Raw genomic sequence first — 19,257 nt, 5'->3', positions numbered from 1 at the left:
TCAAAACTCCGGCTTCCCGAGCTGCTCATCAGTCGCGCGGAGCGACATGTGCTCCAGGCGCCATTGAGCAAGCTCGCGCGACTTCGCCACAGTGATGTCGTCCTCGCTGATGGCAAAGCAGCCTTTGAGCAGGATGTCCTTGTTGGGCTGAGCATCCGTACTGGGCAGTCGCCTTTGGCAGTCTGCGAAAACTTCTTGGGCCAACTGGTCGGCTTGGTCCGACGCCTCGTCGGGATCCGCACCCGGCGGAAACACGAGCACGATGGTCAACTCGTAAGGGTCACCTTCCGGACGCTCGATCACCTCACCGCCATCGAGATCGAAGTAAATGAACGAGACCAGTGCCCCCTTGGCTTCCAGGCGCTTGGCCAACCGCATGTCCACCTGGGTTGATTTCATCCGACTGACGAAGGTGTCGGGAAACGCTGTCCGGTTGTAGCGGGCGCCCAACCAGTTGCGCAGCACGGCCAATTGTTTGGCTTCGAGTTCGAACCACTCGTCCGGCATGAATCGCGCCAGTTGGGCCTTGGGTAGGGAGGCCTTGTCAGTCGCCACCAGTTCGACCGTCAGCACCGTTCCGGCCCGCTGCATATCGACATGCAGCGTGCGTGGCGCTTTCCCCCAAGAGAAATTGCCATTGGCCCTGGGCAGCATACGGCCGACGATGATCTCGACAAAGGGTTCCGCCGAGAGGTTGTCGTTCGCCAGATCACAGTCATGACCGATGACGACCACGCAAGTGGCCTCGGGCGACTCGGCATGTTTCAGGCCGAAGGCGGCGCAGGCGTCGGCGCCCAGCACATGGCCCTGGCGCCATGGGGTGTCCCGCGTCCACTCGGCGGATGCCTGCATGCGACCTCAGACGTCCTCTTTGAAGGAAGGCGTACCGAAGTCAGAAGCTGCCAAGGTCTGCTTCTTCCGACCTACCAACAGCGCATCGAGTTTCGAGCGCGCCTGAACGCCGCGCTTGACGACCCGAATCAGCTTCTGCGCGGCCTCGCGCCCGTCCGCGCCTTCGCTCAGCAACTGCAGGAACGTTTTTCCGCCGGCCAACGTGCGATCCAGCATCGCGGAGGTAGGCTTGAACGCCGATTCGCTGAAGATTCGCGCAGCAGCTGCGAGTTGCTCTATGCGCGGCTCGTACATGGGCCTGGGTCGGTCACCGCCGATCCAGTTGTAGAGCGTCTGACGAGACACTCCGAAGACCTCCGGCAGGCGCGACATCGTTCGGCCAAAGCCGGATTTCACTTCTGCCATCAGGGCGGCGTGCGATCCAGTGGTCTCGCCGGTGCGGTCAATGACGGCAAAAGGTTGGTACCCCGGGCGAAGGAGATAGAACTCAGCACCCTCGATGCCACCCGTGCCCGCACGCCCTATTCGAGACAACAACGGCAGCGGTGCGGCGCCGATCTGATCCGCGCGCCCATGCACAGCGGATGGCGCGCCATTGCCATAGGCGACGTAGGCGGCCCAAGACTCATACGCGAAAGCGCTCGTCATGTTCAGTTCCAGACCTCGAAGGCGTGTTCGCTGGCAGCCGCGTGAAATGCGTTCCCGATGACGTCGTGGATCGCCGTGAGGTGCTCGCGGACCGTGTCGATCGAGAACTCATGCCGACCGTCGACACTGCCGTCATTGTCGAGGATCGCGTTCGGGCCCACGTATGTTGCGAGGCGCGAATTGACGTTCATTTGACCGGGAACAATGTCTGGCGGAAAAACCAGGGGGCCGCTCTGAATGCTGACTCGCGACAGCAGATTGACCTGGTCCACGATGTTGACGCTCTCGGAATACGCGTACGCCTTTTGCCCCGGCAACTTGCGGCTCAAACCCGTCACCTCGGGTGCCAGGTATTGATAGAGATCGTCACCCTCGTTCGGAATCACTCGATCAAGATACCGAAGTCCGATCCGCTCCACGTAGTCCAGCCGGACCTCCTCATGAAGGATGTTCAGGCCTCGGAGAAAGATCTCCGAAAACTGCTTGAAGTCGCCGTAGTCCGTCGACTGGAGGGTCAAGCTCTGCTGGTCCAGGAGAAACAGCTGCGTCTGCGGCGTATCGCCGAACTGATGGCGCTCCACCGCGACGGCCACGGGTGCGGCCGACGACGTGCCGGGTTGAAGATTGACTTCGAGGACGAACGACTTGTGTGTCGAGAAGTCCGGAAAGCGCTGCTGACGCAGACGTTCCTGAATGTTGGGCAGGAAGTCCGAGAGCTTGAGCAGCCGATTGAAGCGCACCTGTGCAACAGTGAAATACACGGGTGGATTGGACAAACGTCCCATGGATGGCTCCCCGATTCTTCGGGTCAAGTTTACAGTTCTCTTGACAGTTTAGGTCCGGGTGGTGAGTGCGCAAAGAAAAAGGGGCCGAAGCCCCTTTTTCGTCATCACAGCGAAGCAGCCTCAGCGCATGGCCGTCGGCGCGGGCGCCTCGGCATCGATGCCGCCCGCCAGCGCCTTGTAGACGCCGACCAGCGAAGTCGCCGCCGCCGTCTGCGATTGCGCCAGCTGGTTGCGCGCCGTCAGCAGCTCACGCTCCGCGTCCAGCACCGCGAGGAAATCGCTGATGCCGACCTTGAAGCGTTCGCGCGCGATGTTGGCCGCGCGCTCCGCCGACACCGCCGCGTCGAACAAGGCCTGCGCCTGCTGCTGGCTGCGGTTGTAGGTCACCAGCGCCCCTTCGGTCTCCTCCAGCGCGGCGAGCACGGTGCGCTCGTAGCTGATGAAGGCCGCCTCGTTGCGGGCATCCGCCGCCGCGATCTGGGCACGGATGCGACCGAAGTCGATCAGGTTCCACACCAGCTGCGCGCCGAGGTTGTAGGCATACGCCGGACCATCGCCCAGGTCGCCGATGCGCGTCGCGTTCTGGCCGATCGTGCCGCCCAGCGTGATGCGCGGGAACATGGCCGAACGCGCCACGCCAACACGCGCCGCGGCCGCGGCCGCCTGCGCTTCGGCCGCGCGCACGTCCGGACGACGACGCAGCAGGTCCTCGGGCGTGCCGATGCGGTCCAGCGCGATCGTCTTCAGACCCGGCAGCGGCTTGACGTCGGACAGCTCCACGTCGAGCGCCGTCGGCGGCTGGCCCGTCAGCACCGCGAGGCGGTAGCGCGTGCGCGCCAGCGCCATCTCCAGCGCGGGAATCGTGGCCGCCGTGCTCTGCACCAGCGCGCGGGCGCGCTCGGTGTCGAAGCCGTTGCCGCGACCCGCTTCCTGGCGACCCGCCACCAGCTTCAGCGCGCCCTGCTGCGTCTCCAGCGATTGCTGGGCGACGCGCAGTTGCTCCTGCAGACCGCGCAGCTCGAAGTAGTTGCGCGCGATCTCCGCCGCGACGCTGACCTGCGCCGAACGCAGGCCCGCTTCGCCGGCCAGCAACTCGGCCGCGGTGGCGCGACGCTCGTCGGACAGGCGACCGAACAGGTCGGCCTCCCACCGCACGTCGAAGCCGACCGAGAACGCGTTGTTGCTCTGCGGATTGCCTTGGGAGTCCGGCGCGCGGACGCGGCCGGCCCCGGCCGTCAGGTCGACGGTCGGAAACAGCTGCGCATCGGCGAAGCGCGACAGCGCCCGCGCTTCGCGCAGGTTGGCCGACGCGATGCGCAGGTCCGTGTTGGCCTGCAGCGCGCGGTTCACCAGCGAGTCCAGCCCGCTGTCGTTGAAGCCCTGCCAGAAGCGGCCCACCGGCGCCTGCGCCAGCGTGGCGCCGTCACCTTGCGGCGCGTTGGCGAAGCCATTCGCCAGAGGCACTTCGGACTTCTTCGGCGCCGGGGCCGTCGAGCAGCCCGTGAGCGCCACCGTCGCGGCCGCCGCGGCGGCCATCAGAGAGACTCGGAAGAACATCATGCGCCCCCCTTGGCCGGGCTGCCCTTGGGCGGATCGGCGTCATCGACGCCCGGATGGAACGGATGGGCGGCGGCATCGATCTGATGACGCAGCTCGGCCGCGTGGGCGCGCTTCTTCTCGGTGCTCTTGCGCAGCAGCGCGTAGAACACCGGCGTCAGGAAGATGCCGAACAGCGTCACCCCGACCATGCCCGAGAACACCGCGATGCCCATCGCGCGACGCATCTCGCTGCCCGCGCCGGAGCCCAGGATCAGCGGGATGACGCCCGCGCAGAACGCGATCGAGGTCATCAGGATGGGACGCAGCCGCATGCGGCAGGCGTGGATGATCGCGTCGTGCAGCGCTTCGCCGCGCTCCTCGAGTTCCTTCGCGAACTCGACGATCAGGATCGCGTTCTTGCACGCCAGCCCGACCAGCACCACCAGCGCCACCTGCGAGAAGATGTTGAGATCCCCGGCCTGCGCGAACGGCGGGAAGTGCGACAGCCACACGCCGAAGAGCGCGGACAGGATGCACATCGGCACGATCAGGATGATGGCCAGCGGCAGCGACCAGCTTTCGTACTGGGCCGCGAGGACCAGCACCACCAGCAGCACCGAGATCGCCAGCACCGCGCCCAGCGTCGGGATCGCGAAGCCGCCGACCTTGATGTCGCGGGTCAGCCGGTCCTGGTAGGTCAGCTCCGTCCACTCGTAGGTCATGCCGCGCGGCAGGTTCTTCAGGCGCTTCTCGATCTCCGCCTCGGCCTGGCCGCTGGAGAAACCGGGCTTGGCCGCGCCGTTGATGTCCGCGCTCGGGAAGCCGTTGTAGCGCGTCACGCGCGTCGGTCCGAAGGTCGGATCGACGTTCATCAGCGCGCCCAGCGGCACCATCTCGTTCTTCTCGTTGCGCGTCTTCAGGTCGGTGATGCTGCCGGCGTTGGAGCGGAAGGCCGCATCCGCCTGCACGATCACCTGGTAGGTCTTGCCGAAGCGGCTGAAGTCGTTGACGTACAGCGAGCCGAGGTTGATCTGCAGCGTGTCGTAGATGTCCTGCAGCTTCACGCCCATCTGCTTGGCCTTCACCCGGTCGACGTGGGCGAAGAGCTGGGGGACGTTGATGTCGTAGGTCGAGTACGGCGTGCCGATGCCGCTCTTCGGGTCGCCGTAGATCGGACCCAGCGTGCCCCAGACGGCGCCGTAGAGCGCCTGCTCGCCGAGGCCGGAGCGGTCCTGCACCTGCACCTTGAAGCCGCCCGCGTTGCCCAGGCCGTCCACCGCCGGCGGCGGCACGACGAACATGCGCGCGCCCTGGATCTGCTGGATCGCGCCGTTGACCTTGCCCAGGATCGCGTCCTTGGAAGTCTCGGCGGAGGTCCGGTTCTCGAATTCGTCCAGGCCGAAGAACACGATGCCTTCGTTGGGCGCGGCCGAGAAGCCGGCGATCGACAGGCCCGGGAAGGCGATCGAGTCGCGGATGCCGGGCACCTTCAGCGCGATGTCGCTCATGCGCCGGATGACCTCTTCGGTGCGGTCCAGCGTGGCGCCGGCCGGCAGCTGCGCGATGCCGATCAGGTACTGCTTGTCCGGCGCCGGCACGAAGCCCGACGGGATGCGCGTGAACAGCAGCGCGGTCAGGCCCAGCAGGATCGCGTAGACGACCAGCGCGCCGCCCTTGCGCTTGAGGATGCCGGTGACGCCGCGGCTGTAGCCGTCGCTGCGGCGCTGGAAGAAGCAGTTGAACCAGTGGAAGAACCGGCCGAACAGCTTGTCCATCACCTTCATGATCGGGTCCTTGGGCGCGTCGTGGGGACGCAGCAGCAAGGCCGCCATGGCGGGCGACAGGGTCAGCGAGTTGAACGCCGAGATCACCGTCGAGATCGCGATCGTGACCGCGAACTGGCGATAGAACTGGCCCGACAGGCCCGGGACGAAGGTCAGCGGGATGAACACCGCGCACAGCACCAGCGCGATCGCGATGATGGGCCCGGAGACCTCCTGCATCGCCTTGACCGTCGCGGCATGCGGCGTGAGGCCGTCCTCGAGGTTGCGCTCGACGTTCTCGACCACCACGATCGCATCGTCGACCACGATGCCGATGGCGAGCACCAGCCCGAACAGCGTCAGCGTGTTGATCGAGTAGCCCAGCAGCAGCAGCACCGCGAACGTGCCCACGATGGACACCGGCACGGCCAGCAGCGGGATGATGGACGCGCGCCAGGTCTGCAGGAAGATGATCACCACCAGCACGACCAGCAGCACGGCCTCGATCAGGGTGTGGATCACCTTCTCGATGGACGTGGCGACGAAGCGCGTCGGGTCGTAGACGATGTCGTAGCTGACGCCGGCCGGGAAGCTTTCCTTCAGGCGGTCCATCGTCGCGCGCACATCCTTGGAGATGTTCAGCGCGTTGGACTGCGGGGCCTGGAAGATGCCGATACCGACCGCTTCCTTGTTGTTCAGCAGGCTGCGCAGCGCGTAGGTGCCGGGGCCCATCTCGACGCGGCCCACGTCGCGCACCCGGACCAGGCCGCCTGTGGCGGTGTCGGTGCGGATGATGACGTCGGCGAACTCTTCCTCGGTGACGAGGCGGCCCTGCGTGTTGATCTGCAGCTGGAAGTCGGTGCCCTTGGGCGCCGGCGGCGCGCCGACGACACCGGCCGCGACCTGCGTGTTCTGCTCACGGATGGCGTTGGTGACGTCGGAGGCGGTCAGGCCGCGGCCGGCCAGCTTGGCCGGGTCCAGCCAGACGCGCATCGCGTAGTCGCCGGAGCCGAAGACCTGCACCGAGCCCATGCCCTGCACGCGCAGCAGCTCGTCGCGGACCTGCAGCTGCGCGTAGTTGCGCAGGTACAGCGCGTCGCGGCTGTTGTCCGGGCTGACCATGTGGACGACCATGGTCAGGTTGGGACTGGACTTCTCGGTCGTCACGCCGATCTGCCGGACGATGTCGGGCAGGCGCGGCAGCGCGCGGTTGATGCGGTTCTGGACCGCCGTTTCCGCGGCTTCCGGGTTGGTGCCGATCTTGAAGGTGACCGTCAGCGTCATGCCGCCGTCGGCGGTGGCCTGGCTGTCGAAGTACAGGACGTTTTCCAGCCCGTTGATCTGTTCCTCGAGCGGCGTCGCCACCGTCTCGGAGATCACGCGCGGGTTGGCGCCGGGGAACTGGGCGCGCACGACGACCTGCGGCGGCGCGACCTCGGGGTACTCGGAGATGGGCAGCCGGAAGATCGCCAGCAGGCCCACCAGGAAGATGAAGATCGAGAGGACCGACGCAAAGCGCGGCCGCTCGATGAAGAAGCGTGAGATATCCATGGACGGCCTCGCGTCGGGTTACTTCGACGACGCGGCGGGAGCGGCGGAGGCGGCGCCCTGCGGCGCGGCGACGGGGCGTCCCTTGTCGTCGAGCTTGGCCTGCTGCGGCGTGACCGGCGCGCCGGGCATCGCATGCTGGAGGCCGTCGATGATCACGAGCTCGCCGGGCTTGACGCCCTGGACCACGCGGTAGCCGTCGAACAGCGCGCCGGCCTGGACCGGACGGGGCGCCACGATGTTGTTGGCGCCGACGATCATCACGACCTTGTTGGCCTGGTCGGTGCCGATGGCGCGGTCGGGGATCAGCGTGGCGTTGTAGGAGCCGGTGCCTTCCAGGCGGACGCGCGCGAACAGGCCCGGGGTGAACAGCCCGTCCTTGTTGTCGAAGACGGCGCGGCCGCGGATGGTGGCGGTGGCCGGATTCAGGCGGTTGTCGACGAAGTCCATGTGGCCTTCGTGCGGGTAGCCCTGCTCGTTGGCCAGGCCCAGGCGGATCTTGTTGGCCTGCTCGCGCTTGGCGCCGCCGGCGCGGGCGGCGGCGGCGTACTTCAGGAAGGTCGCCTCGCTGGCGTCGAAGTAGGCGTAGACCTTGTCGCTGGAGACGACGGTGGTCAGCACCGGCTCGCCGATGTTGACGAGGTTGCCGGGCGTCACGTTGGCGCGCGAGCTGCGGCCGGTGACCGGGGCGCGGACCTGGGTGAACTCGACGTTCAGCTTGGCCTGCGTCACGGCGGCTTCCGCGGCGCGGATGTTGGCCTCGTTGTTGCGGACGGCGGCCTTGAGCTGGTCGATCTCCTGCTGGCTGACGCCCTGGATGGCGACGAGCTTCTCGGCACGGCCCAGGTCGGACTTGCTCAGGTCGGCGGCGGTGCGGGCGGCGGCGGCCTGGGCCTCGGCGCGGGCGACCTCGGCCTGGAACGGACGCGGATCGATGGTGAAGAGCGGGTCGCCCTTCTTGACCACCTGGCCCTCGCGGAAGTGGACCTTGTCGAGTGTTCCGGCGACACGGGCGCGGATCTCGACGGTGTCCGGCGCTTCCAGGCGCGCGGTGAATTCATCGAAGTCCTGGACTTCGCGCGCGATCGCCGGGGCGACCGTCACGGGCGGGGGGCCGCCATGCTGCTGTTGTTGTTGATCCTGTTGTCCACAGGCGGTCAACAGCAGCGCCACCAGGGCGCCGGCGACGGCGTTGCGATTGAAAGAAGGTCCAGCCATGCATCACTCCCGAAAACGCCCACGGCATCTGTTGCACCGCAGCGTGCGGCGGAATGTACGCGGTACATGAAAAGGCTTCCAGTGCCTCAGGCAATACCTGTCCCTTTGCCGGAGGGCTTCTTGGAAACGATTGACTGCCTGGGCAAGGTTGTGAGCAAGTCTCGTTGGAGACACTGCCGGAAAACGTCAGGAGGGTGGGGGTTCGGAGGATTGGGCAAGGACGCCGGAGTGGGGCTTCGCGCCCCCGGACATCGCTTCACCCGCGGCACTCCGTTCGATGGCATTCAGGGCCGCCATGGCGGGATACACCGTCACCGTGCTCCAGCGGTCCCGGTAGTAACAGTCCCAGTAGCTGAGGACCCTGCGCCGCGTCGTCGCCATGAAGCCCGGGTTGCCCGCCACGAAAGCGGCGAGTTCCGCCCGGTCCGCGCTCGCGATCGCCTCGGCGACGACCTCGGCGATCTCGACCACGTACTCCCCGAGGAGCTGGACGAAGAACGGGATCACCCACGGCGGATCCATGACGCCGAGTTGCCTCAGGCAAGCCTCGCGGATGTGCCCGTCGTGATGACGGGTGCCGAAGCAGAGCGCGAGTCTGCGGGCATCGCCCGTTGCGTGGTCCACGACGGCTTGCAGCCGGTCCGGTGGGCAGTAGACGCGACTGGGAAAAGCCAGCACTTCGCCTTGCACCAGGACGGTGATGCCTTTCGGGAACACATCCCGCTCCGACTGGAACAGCGACTGGACCAGCGCATGCCCGAAGGGCTGCAGCGTGGCGGGAAGAAGGATCTGGAAAGTCATGAGCGCACTCGGATCGAGTCACGTCGATCGCCGACGATGGCGCTTGAAAGAGCGGGCCTTTGCTCCGGCCAGAGAGAGATCCTATTTCAAACGACGGGCAGAACCACGGACAGAACCGCGGCCAAGAAAAAACCCGGGCGGGGCCCGGGTTTGATCGATTCCTGGAAGGCGCTGAGCGCCTCCGCTCAATGCACGCCGTGCATCAGCTTCTTCATCACCGGGCTGAGCAGCATCAGCAGCAGGCCGGCGCCCGCGGGGACGATGGTGAAGATGAGGAAGAAGGTGGACATCGAATACGTCGACGAGATCGCGTCGATGTACGAGCCCGTCATGCCGGCGATCTTGTTGGCGATCGCGGCGTTGACGAACCAGACGCCGAACATCAGGCCCAGCAGACGCGCCGGCGCCAGCTTCGAGATGTAGGACAGGCCGACCGGCGACAGGCACAGCTCGCCCATCGTGTGCAGCAGGTAGGCCAGCGTCAGGAAGACCATGCTGACCTGCGCCGTCTTCGCACCCGCCGGGATGCCCGACGCGCCGTACGACAGCGCCGCGAAGCCCAGGCCCAGCAGCACCAGGCCGACGCCGAACTTCACCGGACCGCTCGGGTTCCAGCGACGTTCCCACATCTTGCTGAACATCGGCGCCAGGATCACCAGGAAGAAGGAGTTCAGCACGCCGAACCAGGTGGCCGGAATCTCCGATTGCTCCAGCGCGAACTCGCGGCCCAGCATCCACAGCGACAGGCCCCAGATCACCGCCAGCGCCAGCGCGAGCAGGGCGTTGGACGCCTTGTAGAGACCCTCGGTGCTGCGGCCCAGCTTGATCAGCAGCCAGCTCAGGATCGCCACCGGGATCAGCGTCATCAGCGAGTTGACGATCTTGAAGACCAGCCCGCTCGTGCCCACCAGCGCGCGGTCGGTGTAGTCCGCCGCGAAGATGGTCATCGAGCCGCCGGCCTGCTCGAAGGCGAACCAGAAGAAGATCGTGAAGAAGGAGAACACGCCGATCGCGATCAGGCGGTCACGCACGATGTGGGCGGGCGTGTCGTCCAGCGGCTCGCTCGCGTCCACCAGCGGGGCGTTCTTGCTCGGCACGCCGCCGATGTCGCCGAAGATGCCTTGCGCCAGCCAGAACTGCAGCGCGCCCAGGATCATGAAGACCGCCGCCAGGCCGAAACCGTAGTGCCAGCCGATCTTCTCGCCGATGTAGCCGCACAGCGAGATGCCGAAGAAGGCCCCCGCGTTCACGCCCATGTAGAACAGCGTGTAGCCGCCGTCGCGCTGGCCTTCGTTGTCCTTGTTGTAGAGCTGGCCGACGATGGCCGAGATGTTCGGCTTGAACAGGCCCGTGCCCAGGATCACCAGACCCAGGCCGACGTAGAAGGTCGCCTTGGTGTCGAAGAACAGTGCGATGTGACCCGCCGCGATGATGAAGCCGCCCAGCACCACCGAGCGCCGCGTGCCCAGGAAGCGGTCCGCGATGTAGCCGCCGATGATCGGCGTCAGGTACACCAGCATCGTGTACGTGCCGTAGAGGCTGGTCGCCTCCTCGCGCGTCCAGCCCCAGCCGCCCTTGGTGGCCTCGGAGATCAGGTACAGCACGAGCAGCGCCCGCATGCCGTAGTAGGAGAACCGTTCCCACATTTCGGTGAAGAACAGGACGAACAGGCTGTTGGGCTGGCCGAGGATGGTCTGCCGCGCTCCGGGAGTTTGAATTGTGTTCAAACGACGCTCCGTGATCGATCGCTGGTGGATCGCTGAGGAATCAATGACCCGGCGCTCCGGGTCACGGGAAACCGCGTTCCAGGGATCAGAACGCGTTTGCCGCTGGTCCAGGCCCCGGATCGATCGATCCCTCGGGGCCCGCCAGCGGCAGGCGGCGCCATTGTCAGCGAAAGGTCAGCCTCAACCGCCCCGTCGGCATTAGGGCTCACCCTAGGTGCGAAGCCCCTTCCCAGGGCCGTCCGCACACGTCGACGGCGGCTTCGGACGCCGCGTTCAGGGGCGCTCTTCGCGCAGCAGCCGCAGGCCGTTGAGTACCACCAGCAGGCTCGCGCCCGCGTCGGCCAGCACCGCCAGCCACAGGGAGCCGATGCCCGCCAGCGTCAGCGCCGCCACGATCGCCTTCAGGCCCAGCGCCACGACGATGTTCTGCTTCAACACCGTCGCCACGCGCTCGGACAGGTCGATCAGCTCGGGCAGCTTGCGCAGGTCGTCCTGCATCAGCGCGATGTCGGCGGTCTCCAGCGCGGTCGCGCTGCCCGCGGCGCCCATCGCGATCGCGATGTCGGCGCGCGCCAGCGCCGGGGCGTCGTTGACACCGTCGCCGATCATCGCGACCGGGCCCTGCTCGTCGGCGAGCTTCGCGATCGCGTCGAGCTTGTCCTGCGGCAGCAGCGGCGCGCGCACCGCGTCCTCCGGCATGCCGAGCCGGCCCGCCATCGCGACGGCACTCGGGCGCTGGTCGCCGCTGAGCATCGTCAGCGACAGGCCGCGCGCGCGCAGTGTCTTCAGCACTTCGGCGGCTTCGGGTCTCGGCGTGTCCGACAGCGCCAGCAAGGCCAGCGTCTGCGCGCCACGCATCAGCCAGACCAACGTGTGGCCCTGCGCCTGCAGCGCGCGGGCGGCGTTGCGGGCGTCGTCGTCGACGGCACCGCGCTGCTCGGCCAGCCGCTCGTTGCCGAGCGCGAATTCAGCGCCGTCCAGCTGCGCGGTCAGTCCCAGGCCGGGCAGGTTCTGCAGGTGATCGACCGGCTCCAGCGCGGAGCTCACGCGCTGCGCGTGCGCCGCGACGATCGCCTGCGCCAGCGGGTGCGTGCTGCCGGCGTCGAGCCGCGCGGCCAGATGCAGCGCCTGGTCGGCGTTCACCGACGGGTACAGCGGCTGCACCGCCGCCAGTTGCGGCTTGCCTTCGGTCAGCGTGCCGGTCTTGTCGAAGGCCAGTGTCTTCAGTTGCCGGGCGCGCTCCAGGTAGAGCCCGCCCTTGATCAGGATGCCTCTTCGCGCCGCCGAGGCCAGGCCGCTGACCACCGTCACCGGCGTGGAGATCACCAGCGCACAGGGGCAAGCGATCACGAGCAGGACCAGACCCTTGTAGATCCAGTCGTTCCACGTTCCGAAGCCCAGCAGCGGCGGCAGCACCGCCAGCGCGACGGCCACCAGCACCACCGCCGGCGTGTACACGCGGGCGAAGCGGTCGATGAAGGCCTGCGTCGGCGCGCGCTGCGACTGCGCCTGCTGCACGGCGGAGGCCATGCGGTCGAGCAGCGTGTGACCCTTGCCGGCGGTGACCGTCATTTCGAGCAGGCCGTCGCCGTTGATGCTGCCGGCCAGCAGCGCGTCGCCGGGCGCCTTGTCGACCGGCATGGCCTCGCCGGTCAGGGCGGCCTCGTTCAGGCTGGAGCGGCCCGTGAGCAGACGGCCGTCGAGCGGCACGCGCTCGCCCGGAGGGATCCGGACCTTCGCGCCGATCGCCACGTCGGCTGCGGGTACCGGCATCCAGCGGCCGTCGGCGCCTTGCACCTGCGCCGTCTCCGGCGCGAGCTGCGTCAGCGCGCGGATCGCATCGCGAGCACGAGCCAGGCTGAGGCTCTCCATCATCTCGGACAGGCCGAACAGCCACACCACCATCGCCGCCTCGGGCCACTGGCCGAGCACGATCGCGCCGATGACCGCCAGGCTCATCAGCAGGTGGATGTTGAGCGTCACGCTCTTCAGCGCGATCCAGCCCTTGCGCAGCGTCGGCAGACCGCCGAGCAGCATGGTCGCGACCGACAGCGCGATCACCAGCGGACCGGACTCGTCGACGCCGGAGAACGCGAGCGTTTCCGCCGCGATCGCGGCCACGCCGGCGACCGCCATGCGCCACTTCAGGCTGGACGAGATCGCCGGCGGAGGGACGGGTGGCGGCGCTTCGGCTTCGATGGGCTCGGCGCTCATGCCGACGGCGTGGATCGCCGCGCGCAGCGGCGCGTCGTCGGGCAGGCGGTGGTGCACGTCGAGCAGGCGGTTGATCAGGTCGAACTCCAACGCCACCACGCCGTCCCTGCCTTGCAGCTGCTTGCGCAGCAGGCCTTCCTCGGTCGGGCAATCCATGCCGGCGATGAAGTAGCGCTGGCGCGTGGTGCCGGTGAGTTCCTCGACCGTCGGTGCCGGCGACTTCGCCACGGGCGCCGCGCAAGACGCGCCATGCGCGTGGTCGTGGTCGTGGTCGTGAGCATGGGCATGCTCCTGTCCATGATCGTGACCGGCATGGCGATGTGCGGGCGCGACGGCCGGCGCGGGCGCCGGTGGCGCGAGCTCGGCGGAATGACCGCAGCATGCACCACAGGACGTGGCGGCGGACTCGGGCGCGGCGGGGCGGTGATCGTGTTCCTGATGGGCCATGGGGTGAATTGGATAGTCTGTAGCCGCTCCAAGGTCAAGCGGCTATCCTGATCGGCATGCGAATCGGCGAACTGAGCAAGTCCACCGGCGTGGACATCGAGACCATCCGCTTCTACGAGAAGAGCGGCCTGCTGCCTCCGCCCGCGCGCAGCGACAACGGCTACCGCGACTACGCCCATGCGCACCTGGAGCGGCTGGCGTTCATCCGGCACTGCCGAGCGCTGGACATGTCGCTGGCGGACGTCACGCTGCTGCTGGACAGCCTGGAGACGCACGATCCGGAGGAACTCGTCAAGGTCGACGTGCTGGTGGCATCGCAGCTCGGCAAGGTCCGCGCCCGGCTGCAGAGCATGCGGGCGCTCGAGGCACAGCTGGTCGCGCTGCAGAAACGCTGCGACGCGGACCACGACCACCACGCCTGCGGCATCCTCGAAGAACTCGTGTCCGCCGCGCACGGCGAGGCCTGCGCGTGTCACCCGGATGGCGCAGCGCCGGTGTCGCAGCGAAGCGTGACCTGACCCTCGCCGTCCGTCAGCGCGGCATGGCCCGTGCGAACTCTTCCAGCCGTCGGCTGAGTTCGTCCCGGACCAGACGCAGCGCTGGTGAGAGCTGCGCCCGACCGGGCACGATCAGGTTCAGCGGCGCCGCATCGCCGCGCCAGTGTGGGTTGACGTGGACCAGCTGGCCGCTGGCCAGTTCCTGGGCCACGTCCGGCCACGACTTGTAGGCCAGCCCCAGGCCCGCCAACGCCCAGCGCTTGACGACCTCCCCGTCGTCGGCGACGCGACGTCCCGAGAGCGGCAACGCGACGTGTTCACCGGCGATCTCCACCGGCCAGTGCGAGGGCACCTCGCCGGCAAAGAGATAACGCAGCGCCTCGTGTCGCGGCATGTCTTCGGGCGATGCGGGCATCCCGTGCAGCGCGAGGTAATGCGGCGCGGCCACCAGCACGCGGCGGCTGTCCGGCAGCAGCGGCAACGCGACCTGGGACCCGCTGGCCGGTTGGCCGTAGCGGACGGCGGCGTCGACCGGACGACGCAGCAGGTCGGTGAGCGGATCGCCGACCTGCAGTCGCAAGGTCAGCGCCGGGTGGCGCTCCTGGAACTGCTCCAGCCACGGCAGCAGCACATGGCGGCCCAGGTCCGACGGCACCGTCAGATGCAACTCGCCGCTCAGCGCCTCACGCCCCGCGAGCGCCTCATCCCGGCCATCGGTCAACGCGCGCAAGGCGGCGCGCGCATGCGGCAGGTAGCGCTGGCCTTCTGCCGACAGCCGCAGGCTGCGGGTGCTCCGCACGAACAGCGGGAAGCCCAGCTGTTCCTCCATGCGCTTGAGCGCGGCGCTCGCCGCGGCGGGCGACCAGTCCAGAACCTTCGCGGCCGCCGTGAGGTTGCCGAGATCGGCGATGCGCACCAGCAGTTCGAGTTCGGCGATCCGGGTCATTGTTCGATTTTCTTTGAAAAAGCCTCGCCTGCCAGCTACCTCAACGGCGGCTCCATCGATTCCACACTGACAACCATCAAACAGCGTGGAACAAGCATGGACACCCAGCCCGCATCCTCTGCCTTCACGGCGGACACCGTCAGCGTCGTCTTCGGCGGCACCTCCGGCATCGGTCGCGCCGTGGCCGACGCGCTCCGGACACGCCCGGGCCGCGTCATCGTCGCGGGCCGGTCGACCGGTCTGGACGTCGCCGATCCGGCGGCTGTCGAGGCCTTCCTCGCCGAGATCGGACCGGTGGACCACATCGTCGTCACCGCCGGATCGCAAGCACCGGGCGGCCCGGTCGCCTCGATGGACCTGGCCGCCGCGAAGGCGGCGTTCGACGTCAAGTTCTGGGGCGCGATCGCGGTGGCCCGCGCGGCCGCCGGCCGTTTGCGTCCGGGCGGCACGCTGACCTTCACCTCGGGCTTCCTGGCGCGACGCGCCACGCCCGGCACCGTCGTCAAGACCGCGATGAACGCGGCCATCGAGGCCAGCGCCAAGGTGCTGGCGCGCGAACTGGCACCGCTGCGCGTCAATGTCGTCAGCCCCGGACTGACCGATACCGAGGCCCACGCCGGGCTGCCGGCGGCCGCGCGCGACGCGATGCTGGCCAAGGCCGCCGCGACCCTGCCCGCCGGCCGCGCGGGTCGCCCGCAGGACCTCGCGGCCGGCTATCTGTTCGTCATCGACAACCCCTTCGTCACCGGTGCCGTCATCGACATCGACGGCGGCGCCCTCATCCAGTGAGCCACCCCGGCGACGCGACCGACGCTTCCACGACCGAAGCCTCCGCGACCGAGGCTTCCAGGGCCAACGCTTCCTCAAGGACCCCCATGACCGATCTCTTCACCCCGACCTCCCTCGGCCCGCTGACGCTGCCCCATCGCGTCGTGATGGCGCCGATGACCCGCGCCCGCAGCACGCAGCCCGGCAACGTGCCCAACGCGCTGATGGCCGAGTACTACGCGCAACGCGCAAGCGCCGCGCTGATCGTCAGCGAAGCCACGCAGATCTCGCCGCAGGGGCAGGGCTACAGCTTCACGCCCGGCATCCACAGCGAGGAGCAGGTCGCGGGCTGGCAGCTCGTCACCCGCGCGGTGCGCCGCGCCGGCGGCCGCATGGTGCTGCAGCTGTGGCACGTCGGCCGGATGTCCCATCCGGTCTTCCACGACGGCGGACTGCCGGTCGCGCCGTCCGCGCTGTCGCCCGAGGCGCGGGTCTGGATCGTCGGCGAGGACGGCGTCGGCCGCATGGTCGACTGCCCCGTCCCGCGCGCGCTGTCGCGCGACGAGATCCGCGACGTCGTCGGCGACTTCCGCCGCGCCGCGGCCAACGCGATGCGCGCCGGTTTCGACGGCGTGGAGATCCATGGCGCCAACGGCTACCTGATCGACCAGTTCCTGCGCACCACCTCCAACCACCGCGAGGACGAATACGGCGGTTCCCGCGACAACCGGATCCGCTTCCTGCTGGAAGTAGTGGAGGCCGTGGCGGCCGAGGTGGAGCCGGCACGCATCGGCGTGCGCATGGCGCCCTTCATCACCGCGCGCAACATGGACTGCCCGGACATCATCCCGACCATCCTGCAGGCCGCCGGAGAGCTGTCCCGCCGGGGTGTCGGCTTCCTCCATCTGGCCGAGGCGGACTGGGACGATGCGCCGCAGGTGCCCGAGGATTTCCGCCACGCGCTGCGCGAGGCCTACCGCGGCCGGATCATCGTCGCGGGCGGCTACGACGCCGCACGTGCCCAATCGCTGCTGGCCTCGGGGCTGGTGGATCTCGTCGCGTTCGGACGTGCGTTCATCGCCAATCCGGACCTGCCGGCGCGACTGGCGCAAGACCTGCCCCTCGCGGACTTCGACGGCGACGCCCTCTTCGGCGGCACTGCGGTGGGCTACAGCGACTACCCGGCAGCGATCGCGAGCGCGACCGTCGCCGCCTGACGGCCGGCAGTTCGGCGACCCGGGCGCGAACCAGGCGCAGATTCGTGACGGAGTGGGCGTTGCCACCCCCCGCAAGGAAGAGGGGACGCCCGGACAGTTCAGTCCGGGGCCCGAACGGACGATGTAGAGTCCGGGCCGCCCGCGTTACAACTTCAAGACATGTCGAACGCGGCCGGCTTCCCTTCCGCTCTTCACGTCTGTCATGCGTGTCTGTTCACTGTCATCGGTCAAGAACCGGATCGTCCTCGGTCAGCCGCTCGCCTTCAGCGTGCGGGACACCGACCGGACGCTCCTGCTCGCGCGCGGGCAGGTGATCGCCGACGCGGCGCAGCTCGAGGCGCTGATGCGTCGCGGCGCGCTGGTCGACGCCAGCGAACTGGCCGAGTCGGCGCGGCAGACGACGCCCGCGCCGACGCGCTCCGCCGCCTACCTGCGCGACCGGCTCCCCGAGGAGTGGGACCGCGGCATGCAGGACGTGCGCAACGCGCTGTCCGCCACGCCCGACCGCATGGCCGGGGCGATCGACGGCGCGACGGCGCTGATGCTGACCTTGATCGACAGCTCGCCGGAGGTCGCACTCTCACAGGTGGTACGACAGCCTGAATCCACCAGCGGGCACTACGGCGTTACGCATTCCTTGCATGCAGCCACGGCCTGCCACGCGGCGGCCCGTTATCTGGGCTGGGGCCCGGACGATCAGCGACGGGCCTTCCAGGCCGCGCTGACGATGAACCTGGGCATGCTGGACCTGCAGGCGCGGCTGTCCAGCCAGGTCTCGCCGCTGACGGCGATGCAGCGCGAGGCCATCAACGAGCACCCGATCCGCAGCGTCGAGATGCTGAGCGCTGCCGGCATCGACGATCCGGACTGGCTGGAAGCCGTGCTGCAGCACCACGAGACGCCGGACGGCCGCGGCTACCCGCACGGCATCGGCGACGTCGGCGAGCTGGCCGAGATGCTGCGCTACGCCGACGTCTACACCGCGCGTCTGAGCAGCCGGGCGAACCGCCCCGCGATGAGCGCGGCACAGGCGGGGCGCGAGCTCCACCAGATGGCGGCGCAGAGTCCGCTGGCGGCGGCGCTGATCAAGTCCTTCGGCATCTTCCCGCCGGGCAGTCTCGTGCGGCTGGCCAGCGGCGAGGTCGGGCTGGTCGTGCGCAACGGCGACAAGGCGCACCGCCCGGTGGTGTCGGCCTTGACCAACGCCAACGGCGAGCCGCGGCAGACCCCGGTGCTGCGCGACAGCAGCCGCGATGACCACGCCGTGGTCGCCCTGCTGCCTGCGCACGCCTCGCCGATCCGCCTGTCCGACGAGCGCATCGCGGCGCTGATCGCCAGCGCGTAGCGCCCCCGGAGGGGCGCTCTGCAAAGCCTTGCAGCTGATCCACCTCGATGCATCAGACTTGCAAGGATCCATCCCTGTTTCGGTAAACCCGACCCCGTGCCCCGGCGCGCAGACTCCGCCGCTTTTGGACATGGGGGATGCATGTGGGTCAAGTCGTCGAACTGAAATCGGGGCGCTGGCGCGCGGTGATCGCGCCGGAGCGCGGCGGGCGTCTGCGCTGGCTGGGGGAGAGCGGCAACGGCGGTCGCGACCCGTGGCTGCGTCCGCTGCTGATCGAGCGGGGCAAGCTGGTCGGGGGCGGTGCCGTGAGACTGGCGCCGCCGTCGCAGGTGCCCGAGGAGATCGCGCACCTGGTTCCGGACCCGGGCGCCTTCGACGAGCCCTGGCGCATCACGCAACAGACGCCAGACGCGATCACGCTGATGCTGCATCCGCGCAGCCCGTCGCCGGGCACCTGGGGCTTCCAGGCGAGCCAGACACTGCAGCTGGACGAGCACCGGCTCGACTGGAGCCTGTCGGTCCGCAACCTGAGCCGCATGCCGATGCCGGCGCGGCTCGGGTGGCTGCTGAATTTCCCGGAAGACTTCGCCGACGCCGCGTGGCTGGACGACTCCCTCGACGTGGTGAAGCTCACCGGCCGCGATCACGCGGAGCGGCGCGATCCGTGGTGCGGCATCGCCTCGCTGAGCGGCGCCGGCGGGCGCATCGTGCTGCTGCGCGGCGAGCGGCCGATGGACACCTTGAGCTTCGAGCGCCATCCGACGCGGAGCTCCGTCCAGCTCCGGCTGATGACACCGGACACGCCACGGCTCTTGCCGCTGCCGCGCGGCGAGGAGCTGACGCTGCGGCTGTCGATCGATTTGCTGGAGCCCCGGACGCCGCCACTGCCGCGCGTGCCGCCCGACGGCCCCTCCGGATCGCCGATCCTCTGAGCGCCTATGG

16 protein-coding genes are annotated in these 19,257 nt (G+C 68.5%); 6 read left to right on the top strand and 10 right to left on the bottom strand.

Features of this window, described 5'->3' with window-relative positions:
* From ABE85_RS23570 to ABE85_RS23530, 9 genes are all read right to left on the bottom strand, one after another.
* The gene (locus ABE85_RS23570; protein ID WP_067280567.1) at positions 1 to 852 is read right to left on the bottom strand and encodes a hypothetical protein; all 852 of its coding nucleotides are present in this window, start codon (positions 850 to 852) and stop codon (positions 1 to 3) included.
* Between the two features lie 6 nt (positions 853 to 858).
* Positions 859 to 1,500, bottom strand: coding sequence for a hypothetical protein (locus ABE85_RS23565; RefSeq protein WP_067280565.1), 642 nt, complete (start codon positions 1,498 to 1,500; stop codon positions 859 to 861).
* Positions 1,501 to 1,502: 2 nt separating this feature from the next.
* Positions 1,503 to 2,285, bottom strand: coding sequence for a TIGR04255 family protein (locus ABE85_RS23560; protein ID WP_082938891.1), 783 nt, complete (start codon positions 2,283 to 2,285; stop codon positions 1,503 to 1,505).
* 120 nt (positions 2,286 to 2,405) lie between these two features.
* Positions 2,406 to 3,845 (bottom strand): efflux transporter outer membrane subunit, encoded by a 1,440-nt coding sequence (locus tag ABE85_RS23555; RefSeq protein WP_067280561.1) that lies wholly within the window; start codon positions 3,843 to 3,845, stop codon positions 2,406 to 2,408.
* Complete coding sequence (locus ABE85_RS23550; protein WP_067280558.1) at positions 3,842 to 7,138, bottom strand: efflux RND transporter permease subunit; 3,297 nt, start codon at positions 7,136 to 7,138, stop codon at positions 3,842 to 3,844. Before ABE85_RS23550 ends, ABE85_RS23555 begins: the two co-directional genes overlap by 4 nt.
* 18 nt (positions 7,139 to 7,156) lie before the next feature.
* On the bottom strand, positions 7,157 to 8,353 hold the full coding sequence (locus ABE85_RS23545; RefSeq protein ID WP_067280555.1) for an efflux RND transporter periplasmic adaptor subunit: 1,197 nt from the start codon (positions 8,351 to 8,353) through the stop codon (positions 7,157 to 7,159).
* A 186-nt stretch (positions 8,354 to 8,539) separates the two neighbouring features.
* Positions 8,540 to 9,154, bottom strand: a complete 615-nt coding sequence (locus ABE85_RS23540) for a hypothetical protein (protein WP_067280552.1) — start codon at positions 9,152 to 9,154, stop codon at positions 8,540 to 8,542.
* 185 nt (positions 9,155 to 9,339) lie between these two features.
* Positions 9,340 to 10,881 (bottom strand): peptide MFS transporter, encoded by a 1,542-nt coding sequence (locus ABE85_RS23535; RefSeq protein WP_067280549.1) that lies wholly within the window; start codon positions 10,879 to 10,881, stop codon positions 9,340 to 9,342.
* 273 nt (positions 10,882 to 11,154) lie between these two features.
* Positions 11,155 to 13,323 carry a cation-translocating P-type ATPase gene (locus tag ABE85_RS23530; protein WP_231993171.1) on the bottom strand — a complete coding sequence of 723 codons (2,169 nt, stop codon included), beginning with the start codon at positions 13,321 to 13,323 and terminating at the stop codon, positions 11,155 to 11,157.
* 21 nt (positions 13,324 to 13,344) lie between these two features.
* Between ABE85_RS23530 and ABE85_RS28590 the strand changes: the two genes are divergently transcribed.
* The gene (locus ABE85_RS28590) at positions 13,345 to 13,593 is read left to right on the top strand and encodes a hypothetical protein (protein WP_231993170.1); all 249 of its coding nucleotides are present in this window, start codon (positions 13,345 to 13,347) and stop codon (positions 13,591 to 13,593) included.
* 5 nt (positions 13,594 to 13,598) lie between these two features.
* Positions 13,599 to 14,060 (top strand): Cd(II)/Pb(II)-responsive transcriptional regulator, encoded by a 462-nt coding sequence (locus ABE85_RS23525; RefSeq protein ID WP_067280547.1) that lies wholly within the window; start codon positions 13,599 to 13,601, stop codon positions 14,058 to 14,060.
* 13 nt (positions 14,061 to 14,073) lie between these two features.
* Here ABE85_RS23525 and ABE85_RS23520 read toward each other — a convergent pair whose 3' ends face one another.
* A complete protein-coding gene (locus ABE85_RS23520; RefSeq protein ID WP_067280543.1) occupies positions 14,074 to 14,985 on the bottom strand; it encodes a LysR family transcriptional regulator in 912 nt (303 codons plus the stop codon).
* A 96-nt stretch (positions 14,986 to 15,081) separates the two neighbouring features.
* On the opposite strand from ABE85_RS23520, the gene ABE85_RS23515 reads away from it, so the two are divergent.
* The 4 genes from ABE85_RS23515 (at position 15,082) to ABE85_RS28155 (ending at position 19,247) form a co-directional block, all read left to right on the top strand.
* Positions 15,082 to 15,774, top strand: coding sequence for an SDR family oxidoreductase (locus ABE85_RS23515; protein WP_067280540.1), 693 nt, complete (start codon positions 15,082 to 15,084; stop codon positions 15,772 to 15,774).
* Between the two features lie 86 nt (positions 15,775 to 15,860).
* Positions 15,861 to 16,970 carry an alkene reductase gene (locus tag ABE85_RS23510; protein WP_067280535.1) on the top strand — a complete coding sequence of 370 codons (1,110 nt, stop codon included), beginning with the start codon at positions 15,861 to 15,863 and terminating at the stop codon, positions 16,968 to 16,970.
* Between the two features lie 202 nt (positions 16,971 to 17,172).
* Positions 17,173 to 18,315 carry an HD-GYP domain-containing protein gene (locus ABE85_RS23505; protein ID WP_067280532.1) on the top strand — a complete coding sequence of 381 codons (1,143 nt, stop codon included), beginning with the start codon at positions 17,173 to 17,175 and terminating at the stop codon, positions 18,313 to 18,315.
* A 137-nt stretch (positions 18,316 to 18,452) separates the two neighbouring features.
* Entirely contained in the window at positions 18,453 to 19,247 is a 795-nt protein-coding gene (locus ABE85_RS28155; protein WP_067280529.1) for a hypothetical protein, read from the top strand.
* The last annotated feature ends 10 nt before the right edge of the window (positions 19,248 to 19,257 follow it).

This window comes from Mitsuaria sp. 7 (genome assembly GCF_001653795.1).
Lineage (GTDB): Bacteria > Pseudomonadota > Gammaproteobacteria > Burkholderiales > Burkholderiaceae_C > Roseateles.
The sequence above is the reverse complement of the archived record's forward strand: the minus strand, read 5'-3'. Positions and strand labels throughout refer to the sequence as shown.